Genomic DNA, 13,996 nt, shown 5'->3' on the forward strand with positions numbered 1-13,996 from the left:
GCTTACAAACCGATATTATTATCAAACGGAAGCAATGTAAAAGCCTATTTGTTCCATATTTTCCAAGCCTTTTCTGCCTGATGTACCAGCATAGCATAACCGTTCTCTATTATAGCTCCCTGCTGCTTTGCCAGTCTTAAAAATTTGGTTTCGGCCGGGTTATATACCAGGTCCAACGCTATGTGTTTATCTGTAAATAATGTATAATCCAACGGAGGGCAATCATCTACATTGGGGTAGGTGCCCAGCGGACTTGTGTTTATAATGATCTGGTAATCATTAAAAACTTCGGTATCAAGGTCATCATAACCAAAAACGGTTTCATCCCCTCTGCGTGAAACAAAGTCATATTCTATCATTAGCTTGCGCAATGCAAAAGCCACCCCCTTGCTTGCTCCGCCTGTACCCAGTATAAGTGCCTTTTTATGATGAGGTTGCAACAGGGGTTCTAAGGCTTTTTTAAACCCGTAAAAATCGGTATTATAGCCTTTGGTCTTTCCGTTTTTGTCTACTGTAATGGTGTTAACGGCGCCAATGATCTTTGCATTTTTCGATAGCTTATCTAACAGCGGTATAACCTCTTCTTTATAAGGTATTGTAACATTAAGTCCTTTTAGTCCTTCAGTTTTTTTTATTATTTTGGGTAGTTTATCAATAGATTCTATATCGAAGTTATTGTAACTGTATTTTTTAAGACCAAGATTGTCGAACTTTTCTTTGAAATATCCTGCCGAAAACGAATAGCTTATATTGCGGCCGATAAGGCCAAATTGTTTTGGTTTCATGTAAAAGGTAATTTTAGAATACCATTGGGTTATGGTAAGTAGTATGCAATATAAGCGTTAAATTATAATCTGTTTTTATGTTTTTGTTATCTTTTTTAGATTTAACTATAAAAAAAACGCCGGGATTTCCCGGCGTAACAATTATTGCATTAGTTGTTATTTCTTTTTAAAACGCTTTATTACTTCCTGTGCGGCAGAACTATGGTAAACTAACGGAAAGAAGTCTTCAAGCAGTGTTTGGTGCTTATGGTTTAATGTAAGCCCATTGCTTAGGTGAAACACACCTTTATCTGTTTCGTGCATCAAAAAGTATAAACCTGCAAGACGGTATTCTATTTCATACTCATCCGGAAATATCTCGGTGGCATCTAAAAGGGCTTTTACTGCATGCTCATTTTCACCTAAAAACTGTAATGTATCTGCCCAAAATAGAAAAGTATCTAAATTACTGTCACCAAACTCTATGGCTTTGCGATAACCTTCTTCGGCCTCCTCATGAAAATGAAGTGCATTATTTATAGTCGCATATCGTTTCCAATACAACCTGTTCTCATTGTCTATACCAATAGCTTTGTTTACATAATATAACGCTTTTTGGTAGTTTTTACGACGAATATAAAAATCGGTTATCGCTATCCATGCTTTGTCTAATAACGGATCTTCATGAACCGTTTTAAGATAAAACTTAAGTGCCTTTTCGTTGTTGCCCAGTCTCTCGTAACACTTGCCCACACGAAGCAACGCAAAAGATGTTGGATCGTCAAGCTCCATAGTGGTGTTGTAGCATTCTATGGCATCTTCATAGCGTTTAAGCTTTTCAAGGGTTTTTGCTTTTTCAAGAAATGCTCCAAGAAATGCCTCATCTATAAGTGTTGCATAGTCAAATGCACGCAATGCTTCTTCATACTGTTTTAAAACATAATGCTGGCGCCCAAGCTGGTGCCATGCTACTTCACTATACGGATTTTTATCAATAAAGCTGTTCAAAAACACTACAGCATCTTCATTTTGGTCAAGAAAATCGAAGCAATACACTACGTTGTACAGTGCAGAGTGGTCTTCGGTATCTTCTTCAAGGCATTTAATAAAGTTTTCTTTTGCCAGTTCAAGATTATCCATAAACAGGTATTCCATGCCTATAAGTGAGTATACATCGGCATAATCATCAGTATATTTTAGGGCTACCTGTAATAGTTCGACCGCTTTTTCATGCTGGTCGCGCTTGCTGTAAATATTGGCTTTCTGAATATAAATTTCTTCGTTGGTGGGCTCTATTGCATAAAGCTCGGATAATAATTTTTCTGCAACGTCGAGTTTATCATCAAAGATCAGTATCTCAACCTGTACTAATTTTAAACCTGTCGACCTGGGATGTTGTTCCAGTCCTAATTTTAAGGCCTTTTTAGCTAAATTGATCTTACCGTTGTCAAGGTAATGCAGGATGATATCTTCAAACTCTTCTGAATCAAAAAAGAATACTTTGTTAGTTTTTAACATCGATTCAAATTTTGATAAGGATAAACTGCGATCTTCTTCTTCGTGGCTCAGATTCATACTCTTTTGTTTAAAATTATCCTTCTTAAAGTTACGAATTGTTTACTTAAAAAGGAATTTGTGCGAATATCTTTTAAACAATTTAATTAACAGTTTCCGTGTGCTAACTGTTTGTTTAACGCCCATTCTGTGCCTTTGTTATTTTCAATATCTATTTTAAACGGCCTCAGCCATTATCTCATTCATAACTTCAAGAATAATGCCACAACCCTCGCGAATTTCATCTTCGCTAATTGTTAACGGTGGAGTAATGCGAATGGCTCTGCCTTCAAACAGTAACCAAAACAATATTACACCTCTTTCATGACACCGCAAAATAACTTTATCAGTAATATCAGCCTTTTCGGTCATTGCGGCAAGCATAAGGCCCTCACCACGCACTTCCTTTATCAGAGGGTGTATCAACAGTGAACGGAACAGTTTTTCTTTTTGCAAAGCCTGTGCCATAATGTCAGTTTTTGTGATCTCTTTTAAAGTAGCAAGGCAGGCTGCGGCTATAACCGGGTGACCGCCAAAGGTGGTAATGTGCCCAAGTTTAGGGTCGTGGCTCAGCAGGTCCATCATTTCGGGTGAGGCTGTAAAAGCTCCCACCGGCATACCGCCTCCCATGCCTTTGCCCATTACAATAACATCGGGCACTACATCATAATTTTGGAATCCGAACAATTTGCCGCAACGGCCAAATCCAGGCTGTATTTCATCGAGTATCATTAGCGCACCAACTTCGGTACAGCGCTGACGCACTTTTTTCAGGAAATCGTTGTGAGGCTGTATAAAGCCGGCACCTCCCTGTATGGTTTCGAGTATAATTCCTGCAGTTTTAGTGGTTATTTTTTGCAGATCTTCTTCATTATTAAATGTAATAAAGTCTACATCGGGTACCAACGGCCTGAATATCTGTTTGCGTTCTTCATGCCCCATAACGCTCATTGACCCCATGGTGTTGCCATGGTAGGCATGATTACACGATATAAGCTGACTGCGGCCTGTAACCCTACGGGCAAGTTTTAAAGCACCCTCGGTAGCCTCAGTGCCGCTGTTTGTAAGGTAGGTTTTGCTTAAAGGCTGTGGTAAATGTTCTGCTAATAAACGGCAAAACTCTGTGGCCGGGTGCTGGGCATACTCACCATAAACCATTACGTGACTGTATTTATCAAGCTGGTCTTTTATTGCCTGATTTACCTTTTGGTTTCTGTGCCCAAGGCTTGCGGCAGATACTCCTGCAACAAAATCAAGGTAAGGTTTATTGTTTGTGTCGTATATATAAGAACCTTCGGCATGGCTCACTTCAAGCCCTAAAGGATAGGAAGATGTTTGCGCCTGGTATTTGTAAAAATCATTAATCATAATATTGTATTCTTTGAGCTGTACACAGCAAACTGCGACTGTAAACTAAAAACTATTCGCCAGCAGGAGGTTTAGGCTTAGGGTTGTTCTTGTCATAGTCCAACGTTTCTTTAAGCGGCTCCATAGGTTTGTCCGGTTCGGTTTTTAGCCTGCCTGTTTTTCGCAATATTTCTTCGTGTATTTTCTTTTCCTCCTCCGGAAAAATATCGTCTTTGGTGCGTATCCGTTCATCGCCACGCCATATAAAACCTCTTAACTTACGGGCATTTTCCGGTAGTTCTTTATCAGGATAGCTTGAGCTTTCAGGTTTTACCATAGAAGTAACACTTGTAATCTGATTGTCTTCGATCTCTAAATGTATTTTACTGCTCACTCCTTTGTCTATGCCAATAAGGTAGTTGTCGCTGTCATACATATAGTATATCTTTTCGGTATTTTTTACAAGGTCTACTTCATAGAGCTTGTTGTCCCTAAACTTTCCATACAGATTGACACCCTTTATCTGGCTGTACCGGGGCTTTGTAGGGTTTTTGTAAGACCATATAGTGTCAAGTTGTGTAATAAAGGCGTTGGTTAATACCTTTAAAGAATCAAGCTGTTGCGTTTTATTGTTCGATATCAGGTGAATGACATCTCCGGTAACCTGGCTCTCACCATTCCATACAACCGGACGTTTTATAAGCTGTGTAAGTCCGGTAAGTTCGTTGCTGTGTATAGAATCACATTTACCGCTCATGTCGGTTTTATAAAAACGGGCATCATTAAACCCACGTATTATCCTGCTGCCGGCCTTGCCGGTAACGACCATACGTTTGGCGTGGCTGTACACTGAGTCGTTCTCTACAAGCGTTACAGCCAAAGCATGTTTGGTTATAAATATTGAGTCTTTTGCCCTGTAAACCTCGGCATAATGGCCGCTGACCAAAAACTTGTTTATAGTATCGGTAACCCGCACATTGTTGGTTGCGGATGAAAATTCCCGCTTTCGGTCATAATATAAACTGTCGCCCCGAATTATCTGGGTGTCATATTTTATGTAAGAGTTGGTAAGCAGGTGTGCAAAATTTTTCTTAGTGTCATAAAAGCCCTTTTCTGTATAAATAAAGTCTTTTTTGCCTGTAATGGTAGTAGGTCCAAAAACATAAGAATGCCCGGAGTTAGTATAATAATCCAAATGATTGGACTTCATTATATACTGTGGGTTTGTTAGGGTAACAGCAGTAGTAAACTGGTATTTTTTCTGGGTCATAAAAAAACGTCCCTGTTTGCTTTTCAATACGTTCTCGCCACTGTAAATGGTTCCGGTAGAGTTGTAAAACGCCTGCTGAATGTTTCGGTCAAAATACACTGTGTCAGTAACAAGGCGCATATCCGGCGATCGCATGTTTACACCACCGCTGGCAAAAGCAAATTTTTTATCGCCGTTATACTCGGCATATTTGCTGTCCATAAAAATGGTATCTCCCTGGTTCATTTTCACATCACCAAAAGCCTTAATATAATTTTCGCTTTCAAACTGGTAGGCTTTGTTACACGAAATTTTTACGCCGTCATGCAAAACCTGCACATTGCCCGTAAAAATTATAGCCCCCGGAACCTCGGTTTGGTTGCGGTCTATAAAATCAGAATGCTCAATGATTATCTTAGAAGTTTTTTTTTGCTGCGCCAAAACAGATACTGTGCAGAATATAAAGCTTATAAGTGCGAAAAAGTATTTTTTCAATGTTGCTAATTTTAGGGCAAATTTAAGCAAAATAGCTTACAATAAGCGAGCCGTTTTTTGCTTGGTTTAAAAACGTGGGAAATGCGTTAAAATTATATGAAGCAAAAAAAACCGCTGCAAAAATTACAGCGGTCTCATTAGTTAACTAAACTAAAAACTGGTACTTATTTGGTTAGTACGGATAAGTATTTTCGGCCACGATCTTTGCAGCAATGGTTTCTCTCAAAGCTACTACGTTAGGCATGTTGTTATATTTTGTATAGCGTTTCAAGCCCATTAGCATCATACGCTGTTCATCGCCTTCGGCAAAGGATGCAATGCCCTCTTTACCCTTTATGTTTACAATATCTACGGCTTTGTAGAGGTATAGCTGCGCCATGGCAATTTGTTCCTTAACGGTATCGGCACCCTTGCTTTTTGCAAGCTTCTCGGTACGTAAAATAACCGACTCTGCCATGTATATTTCTATAAGTATGTCGCTTGCAGCCATTAGCAATTGCTGGTGCTCGTCTAAAGCCGGGCCGTATTTTTGCACTGCACTGCCTGCAACCATAAGGAATGCTTTTTTAAGCTTGGCGACCATTTCTTTTTCTTCGGCAAATAGCTCACTGTAATCCGGCGTGTCGAATGATGGTATGCCCATCAGTTCCTCAGCAACTTTCATGGCAGGACCCAGCAGGTCTACGTGGCCTTTCATGGCTTTTTTAATCAGCATGCCCACGCTCAGCATGCGGTTAATTTCGTTGGTACCTTCATAAATACGGGCAATGCGGGCATCGCGCCAGGCACTTTCCATAGGGGTGTCTTCGCTAAAGCCCATACCGCCGAATATCTGTATGCCTTCGTCTGAACAATTCTGAATATCTTCTGATACTGCCACTTTAAGTATAGAACACTCAATGGCAAATTCCTCTACACCTTTAAGCTCAGCATCCTGATGGCTCTCGCCTTTGGCAACACGGGCGTTAATGCGGTCTTCTATATTTTTTGCAGCGCGGTAGGCGGCACTTTCGCCAGCATAACAGCTTGTAGCCATTTCGGCAAGCTTGGCGCGGATAGCCCCAAAATTTGCTATAGACGTGTTGAACTGCACCCTTTCGTTGGCATACTTAGCCGATGCGCTTGTTACCCTGCGCTGTGCATCAAGACAGGCAGCCGCAAGTTTGATGCGGCCAACGTTAAGGGCGTTCATGGCTATTTTAAAGCCGTTGCCCCTTTCGCTCAGCATGTTCTCTACCGGAACTTTAGTGTCGTTAAAAAACACCTGTCGGGTAGAGGAGGCTCGGATGCCCAGCTTATGCTCTTCTTCGCCAAGCGATATTCCGTTAGACGGGTCGTTTTCTACAATAAAGCCGGTAATGTTTTTATCATTCTCAATACGTGCAAATACTATGAACACACTGCAAAACCCTGCATTAGATATCCACATTTTTTGTCCGGTAATTTTATAATGTGTACCGTCTTCGCTAAGCACAGCTTTAGTTTTGCCTGAATTGGCATCGCTGCCCGCACCTGGTTCAGTAAGGCAGTAGGCGCCAAACCATTCGCCCGAAGCCAGTTTAGGAACGTATTTCAACTTTTGTTCTTCAGTGCCGTATAAAGTAATTGGCATGGTGCCGATACCAGTATGGGCACCAAACGCTGTAGAGAACGACCCTGTAGCCCCCGATATATAATCGCAAACCAGCATAGTGCTTACAAAGCCCATACCCAGCCCGCCATACTCTTCGGGCACGGCCACACCCAGAAAGCCAAGTTCCCCGGCTTTGCGCATGCTCTCTTCGGTAAACGCATAGTCTTTTTTCTCAAAACGGTCTTTGTTAGGCCATATCTCACGGTCGATAAATTCCTTTACCGAATCGCGCATCATCAGTTGCTCCTCAGAGAAATCCTCGGGAGTAAAAATATCTTCACTTTTTGTTTCTGTAACAAGGAACTGGCCGCCCCTGGCGAGTTGTTTTTCTATTGTTTCCATAATAGCCCCCTAACCCCCAAAGGGGGAACGCCTGTAGGGGTAGCAGGGTGTTAGATGCACCTTCTGAATCAGAAGAACAGGAAGGTGTAGATTATGATTATTTAGATGAACTTTTATTTATAAGAGTAAGAATTCCCCTTTTGGGGGTTAGGGGGCTTATAGTATCTCAAACACCCCCGCAGCGCCCTGGCCTGTACCTACACACATAGTTACCATGCCGTATTTATTGCTACGGCGTTTGGCCTCGTCGAATAACTGAACCGATAGTTTAGCACCGGTACAACCCAGTGGGTGACCCATGGCAATGGCACCGCCGTTTACATTTACAATATCTTTATTGATGCCCAGCTCGCGGATAACGGCAAGCGACTGCGATGCAAAAGCCTCGTTAAGCTCTATAAGCTGGATGTCTTCAAGCTCTAATCCTGCTGCCTTAACCGCTTTGGGGATGGCTTTTACAGGGCCAATACCCATAATACGTGGCTCTACACCGGCTGCGGCATAGCTTGCCAGGCGTGCAATAGGTTCAAGTCCAAGTTCTTTAACCAAGTCTTCGCTCATTACCATAACAAAGGCAGCACCGTCGCTCATTTGAGACGATGTCCCTGCCGTAACGCTGCCGTCGGCAGCAAAAACAGGCTTTAGTTTGCCTAATGCTTCTATAGATGTATCGGCACGCGGACCTTCGTCTTTAGTAACCGTGTAGCTCTTAGTGGCTTTTTTACCGTTCTCGTCTATATACACCTGCTCTACGGTAATGGGTACTATCTGTTTGTCAAACTTGCCTTCGGCCTGAGCTTTCAGTGCTTTTTGGTGCGAGTGGTAGGCAAACTCGTCCTGGTCTTCTCGGCTTACTTTAAACTGCTTTGCTACGGCTTCGGCAGTTAAGCCCATGCCCCAGTAATAATCTTCGTGGCCTGCCTGTGCTGCCTGATAATCCGGTACGGGTTTGTAGCCCCCCATAGGGATGTAGCTCATGCTTTCGGCACCGCCTGCAATAATACAACTTGCCATACCACTTTGTATTTTTGCCGTTGCCATAGCAATTGTTTCCAGCCCCGATGCGCAGTAACGGTTTACCGTTACCCCCGGAACATCGTCTACCTTAAGCCCCATAAGCGATATAAGGCGCGCAAAGTTCAGTCCCTGTTCCGCCTCCGGCATGGCGTTGCCCACCATAACGTCGTCGATACGTTTTTTATCAAAATCAGGCAGTTCATTCATCATAAACTGTATGGTTTCTGCAGCCAGTTCGTCAGGGCGCTTAAAGCGAAATACGCCTTTTGGAGCCTTGCCTACCGCAGTTCTGTATGCTTTTACTATATATGCTGTTTTCATAATAAACCCCTAACCCCCAAAGGGGGAATTCCTACCAGGGGTAAGTAGGATTTATAATTTCATCCTTGCGAATTGCTAATTAACGTTTAAAATTTCAGCGTACGATTTTCAGTCTCCTACAATTCCCCCTTTGGGGGTTAGGGGGCTTTTAATTCCTCAGAGGTTTCCCTTTCGTAAGCATAAATTGTATCCTCTCTAAAGTTTTCCTTTCGCCTGTAAGTGATAAAAATGCCTCACGCTCAAGGTCTAACAGATACTGCTCAGTAACCAAAGTCGCTTCACTCAAATCACCACCGGCCATAACATAGGCCAGTTTGTTGGCAATCTTTTTATCGTGTTCAGAGATGTAATGCCCTGCTTCCATACTGTCGGTTCCTACAAGGAACATACCCAATGCCTGTTTGCCCAGTACCTTAACATCCTTACGGCGGATAGGGGCAGTATAGCCCGCTTCGGCAAGCAGTTTGGCGTATTTCTTAGCTTCGGCAAGCTGCCTGTCTTTATTTACCACCACTACGTCTTTGCCGTGCTGCAATATTCCGGTATCAAAAGCTTCGTAAGCAGAGGTAGATACTTTTGCCATAGCCACGGTTAAAAAGTATTCCTGCAACACGTTAAGCTCCACATCGTTCTTACGGAAAGTATCGGCTGCCCTTAAGGCCATCTCTTTACTGCCGCCGCCGCCGGGAATAACCCCAACGCCAAACTCCACAAGGCCAATATAAGTTTCGGCAGCAGCCACAACCTTATCGGCATGCAGGCTCATTTCACAGCCTCCGCCCAGCGTCATTCCATGTGGTGCCACAATAACGGGAATAGACGAGTAGCGCACACGCATCATGGTGTCCTGAAACAGCTTGATGGCCATGTTAAGCTCGTCATATTCCTGCTCTACAGCCATCATGAATATCATACCCAGGTTAGCCCCTACCGAGAAGTTTGCCGCCTGATTGCCTATCACAAGTCCGTCATATTCTTTTTCGGCAAGGTCTATCGCCTTATTGATGCCCTGCAGCACATCGCCGCCTATGGTATTCATTTTGCTTTGGAACTCGAGGTTGATAATGCCGTCGCCCAAATCCTGGATTATGGCACCGCTGTTGCTCCATATTTTTTTGCTTTCGCGAATGTTGTTCAGTATAATAAACGCATCCTGACCCGGCACTTTTTTCTGAGATTTCGTGGCAAGGTCGTAGTAGTAGGTTGCGCCCTCTTTAACCGTATAAAAGCTTTTGTTGCCGCTTGCAATCATTTCGGTTACCCATGCGGCAGGCTCAAGGCCTTCGGCTTTTATCAGTTCAATACCTTTTTCTACACCCACAGCATCCCAAATTTCAAACGGGCCGTTTTCCCAGCCAAAACCGGCTTTCATGGCATCGTCTATTTTATAAAGGTCGTCGGTAATTTCAGGAACGCGGTTCGACACGTAGGCAAACGTACCCGCAAAGTTTTTGCGGTAAAATTCGCCAGCCTTGTCCTGTCCGCCAACCAAAACTTTAAAGCGATTTATAGGCTTATCTATAGTTTTTGTAAGTTCGAGCGTAGCAAAAGATGCCTTTTTTTGAGGTCGGTATTCCAACGTGTCAAGGTCTAACGAAAGTATGTCTTTATCTACCTTTTTATAAAAACCCTGTCCGGTTTTACTGCCCAGCCATTTGTTTTGCATCATGGTATTGATAAAGTCGGGCACTTTAAACAGTTCGTGCACTTCGTCATCAGGGCAGTTTTCATAAATACCCTCGGCAACGTGTACCAGTGTATCTAAGCCCACCACATCTACCGTACGGAAAGTGGCACTCTTAGGGCGGCCAATAACCGGGCCGGTAAGCTTGTCAACCTCTTCAATGGTAAGCCCCATGTCTTTAGCCTGTTTAAACAGGCTCATAATACCGTAAATACCTATACGGTTGCCTATAAAGGCTGGGGTATCTTTTGCAACCACGGATGTTTTACCAAGGAACTTTTCGCCATACATGTTCAGGAAATCCAGTACTTCGGCAGAAGTATCGGGACCCGGAATAATCTCAAAAAGTTTCAGGTAGCGCGGTGGGTTAAAAAAGTGCGTGCCGCAAAAGTGCTTCCTGAAGTCTTCGCTGCGGCCTTCGCTCATAAATTTTATAGGGATACCCGATGTATTCGAGGTAATAAGTGTACCGGGTTTGCGGTATTTTTCGATATTCTCGAAAACCTTTTGCTTAATTTCAAGTTTTTCAACCACCACTTCAATAATCCAGTCAACGTCGGCAATTTTATGCAGGTCGTCTTCGGTGTTTCCGGTAGCAATGCGTGAAGCAAATTTTTGGTGGTAAATAGGGGAGGGTTTACTTTTTAGTGAACTGGCCAAATGGTCGTTCACTATGCGGTTCCTTACTGCTTTACTCTCTAAGGTCAGTCCTTTTTTTTGCTCTGCTTCGGTCAGTTCCCTTGGCGGGATGTCGAGCAGAAGCACCTGTACGCCAATATTGGCAAGATGGGCAGCAATGGCCGACCCCATAATGCCGGAGCCTATAACAGCCGCCTTTTTAATAGTGCGTTTCATTAATTACTGTTTTTAGTTTGTTGGATGAAACCGGATAATCAGGACGGCTCCACCGTGTTGTTTGTATTAATCAGTCAAATCGTTGTTAAAGATCTTTTTCTCGGCAATAAGATCGTTTATAACATCGGCAACTTCTATAAAATGCTGCATCTTTTCAGCCGAAACATGCTGTTTTATCACTTCGTTAAACTTCAGCACTGTGTCGCGGCTCAGTTCCCTTTTTTCTTTTCCCAGTTTAGTGAGGTGTATAATCACCCCACGACCGTCTACCGGGTTTTTTTTTCTAACTATCAGGCCTTTTTCTTCCATGCTTTTCAGCGTTCGGGTAAGGCTTGTGGGCTCCATGCCCATTTGTGGTCCCAGTGCGGTAGACGATATGCCATTTTCTTTATCTATAGAAAGCAGCGCAAAACCTATCGACATGCTGGCACCATATTTAGATGCTTCTTCGTTATACATTCTTGATACTGCCTGCCAGGTAGCCCTCAGTATATAGTCAATAGTTTTCTCTTTCATGTTGTTGGTGTATCAAATATACAAATAAAATAGTATGCATGCATATTAAATAAAAAATATTTTTTTGTTTGTTTAAAAAATCGGCACTTTTTTTAGTGAGATGCTAAAAGTGTCTTAGTAAATATAGGAATAAAAATTAAATGGGTATAAATAAAAAACTCTCCGCATAGGAGAGTTTAACAATTATTTGTCAATAAAATGATAGGTGTTGCCATTGCCGTTCGGGCTGTCAAAAACCCTGAAAACCATCGGAGTGTCTACATTAAGTTCGGGAAGCGATTTTCTAAGTTCTTTTTTAATGGCCTCTTTTTCCTGTTTTAACTTAATGGTGTCAAAAATACTTATAGTACTGTAGTAGTTTATTTCAGGAACTATATTCTGGTAAATGGCTTTAGGCTCAACAGAGAGGATAGCCGGTTTTGTTTTAATGTTTTTAAGCTGTAACGGAAAGCTGTATTTACTCAGTATTTTATCTGCCAGTTGGCCAACATATAGTTTTATGTGTTTTTCTTTTTCCCATTTTAATTTAAGGTCTTCATCTTCTAAAATGTGTTCACTGGCATTTCTTGCATAGGTATAGGCATTTACCAGATAGCCCTTTTGTTCATTTTCTTTAGCCATGTTGTAATAGTCTAATAATGTTTTACCCCAGTTTCCAAGGTTAAAAAGGTCTACTGCATATACTTTCCAGCCATCCTCGTCGGTAAGTCCGTAAGTAATGGCAAGAAGAGCATCAAACTGGTAGCCTGAAACTTTTAATACAGACACATAAGACTGTATCTTATCGTTAGTAAAAGTAAAAGTGTAACCGTGATCTTTAGATGTAACTTTATTTTCTGTGTAACGATCCGGACTGGTTACCCAAAATTCATCGTAAACTGTGAAATTGTCTTTAAGGATATGCCTTTTAAAAAGATCGGCTGGTTTGCGGCGGCTTGTTTTCCTGAGTTTTCTGTACTCGTCTGACTCTAACGAAAAAAGGGCATTGATATTTGTGGTAGCCATTGCAGAAACAAATTCTTTGTTCTTACTATTAATGGTTTCACGAAGTTTGGTGTCAATGTTCTTATTTTCTACAACATTGGCCTCATTACAGCTTTGCAATAAAGCAACAGCTGCAATAAGCAGAAAAAGTTTTTTCATGTAAGGTGGTGGTTGGTTTAAATGTATATTTTGCTATTGTTTTTTGCAGCAGTCGTCTAGGCCTGCATAGGCATCGGGCACCGCCTTTACATCGTCGGCATCATAGCCCAGTTTACTTATGGCCTGTTTTATACTGTCGAGGTTTGTTTTTTTAGAGTTGTAGGTAACTTTAATGGTCATGGCTTTTTCGTCGAGTACCACCATCTGCACGCCTTTTTCTTTAAGCAGTGTGCGGTTAAATTTATCGCCGCAGGTTTCGCAGTGCTTGCAGTGGTCGCAATAAATAGTGGTTTTTATGGTAGCGGTCTGTACTGTTTTTTGCTGGGCGGTTGCGTTATTACTGAATAATAATACTGTAAAAGCGATGAGGATGAATTGCAGGGGTTTCATAGGTTTAAGGTTTTTTCAAATGTAGGGAAAATTGTCATAAAGTAATGAATCAGTGACATTACAAATGAAATGTTTAAGTCGTTATAAAAGAGTATAAAACGTATAATGTTTCAACTATAAATAATCCAATGGTAAGAAAAAACATTGTATAAGATGTATATAATAAATTTCTATATCTCTTGCCTGTAGATCGGGTCTTTTTTGTGTTGTCTTCATTAAGTTGCTTCTCATTTATTCCAAAATAAAGACTAATAGTTTTTTTGTATTCATTAATTTGGCATTCGATATTTTGTGAAGCATTTTGATCTGATGATAATATGTTTTTAATATTCGCAGATATTTCGATATCGCTTACAAAAGAAACAAGTATCTTACTCATTAACATAGTAGTAAAAAAGGAAAGTATTCTATATGTTAGCCCAAATATAATTATGATTAATGAAATTATAATTATTGAGTTACATGGTAATGGTAAAGACTTATCAATTTCTTTGCCCAAAAGCAAAACAAAAATTCCAATCGAAAATCCTACAATCCAAATAACAATTTTATCTGCGCGTTCAAAGTTGTCATAATCTTTTTGACTATGTTCAGTAGCCATTTTAGACATGTGGATAAGAAGATGTTCAAGTAACTGATTTTCCATGAAAAAAAATAAAATCTAAAGATAATCTGTTTTTCTAATA

At 41.4% G+C, this 13,996-nt stretch carries 11 protein-coding genes; all 11 read right to left on the bottom strand.

The annotated features are described in order from the left end of the window. Positions 1-44: 44 nt before the first annotated feature. Positions 45-785, bottom strand: a complete 741-nt coding sequence (locus tag GR160_RS00455; RefSeq protein WP_160747868.1) for a shikimate dehydrogenase — start codon at positions 783-785, stop codon at positions 45-47. A gap of 156 nt (positions 786-941) precedes the next feature. Beyond that, entirely contained in the window at positions 942-2,339 is a 1,398-nt protein-coding gene (locus tag GR160_RS00460) for a tetratricopeptide repeat protein (RefSeq protein WP_160747869.1), read from the bottom strand. A 156-nt stretch (positions 2,340-2,495) separates the two neighbouring features. After that, a complete protein-coding gene (locus tag GR160_RS00465) occupies positions 2,496-3,686 on the bottom strand; it encodes an aspartate aminotransferase family protein (RefSeq protein WP_160747870.1) in 1,191 nt (396 codons plus the stop codon). A gap of 52 nt (positions 3,687-3,738) precedes the next feature. Further along, a complete protein-coding gene (locus GR160_RS00470; protein ID WP_237421147.1) occupies positions 3,739-5,409 on the bottom strand; it encodes an OstA-like protein in 1,671 nt (556 codons plus the stop codon). Between the two features lie 172 nt (positions 5,410-5,581). Beyond that, complete coding sequence (locus tag GR160_RS00475; RefSeq protein ID WP_202390683.1) at positions 5,582-7,384, bottom strand: acyl-CoA dehydrogenase family protein; 1,803 nt, start codon at positions 7,382-7,384, stop codon at positions 5,582-5,584. 156 nt (positions 7,385-7,540) lie between these two features. Beyond that, positions 7,541-8,722, bottom strand: coding sequence for an acetyl-CoA C-acyltransferase (locus tag GR160_RS00480; RefSeq protein ID WP_160747871.1), 1,182 nt, complete (start codon positions 8,720-8,722; stop codon positions 7,541-7,543). Between the two features lie 148 nt (positions 8,723-8,870). Beyond that, positions 8,871-11,261, bottom strand: coding sequence for a 3-hydroxyacyl-CoA dehydrogenase/enoyl-CoA hydratase family protein (locus tag GR160_RS00485; protein WP_160747872.1), 2,391 nt, complete (start codon positions 11,259-11,261; stop codon positions 8,871-8,873). Positions 11,262-11,327: 66 nt separating this feature from the next. Further along, entirely contained in the window at positions 11,328-11,777 is a 450-nt protein-coding gene (locus GR160_RS00490) for a MarR family winged helix-turn-helix transcriptional regulator (protein WP_160747873.1), read from the bottom strand. Between the two features lie 183 nt (positions 11,778-11,960). After that, a complete protein-coding gene (locus GR160_RS00495) occupies positions 11,961-12,920 on the bottom strand; it encodes a hypothetical protein (protein WP_160747874.1) in 960 nt (319 codons plus the stop codon). 33 nt (positions 12,921-12,953) lie between these two features. Next, entirely contained in the window at positions 12,954-13,310 is a 357-nt protein-coding gene (locus GR160_RS00500) for a heavy-metal-associated domain-containing protein (protein ID WP_160747875.1), read from the bottom strand. 73 nt (positions 13,311-13,383) lie between these two features. Next, positions 13,384-13,956 carry a hypothetical protein gene (locus GR160_RS00505; protein WP_160747876.1) on the bottom strand — a complete coding sequence of 191 codons (573 nt, stop codon included), beginning with the start codon at positions 13,954-13,956 and terminating at the stop codon, positions 13,384-13,386. Positions 13,957-13,996 lie beyond the last annotated feature (40 nt).

This window comes from Flavobacterium sp. Sd200 (assembly GCF_009826935.1).
GTDB lineage: Bacteria > Bacteroidota > Bacteroidia > Flavobacteriales > Flavobacteriaceae > Flavobacterium.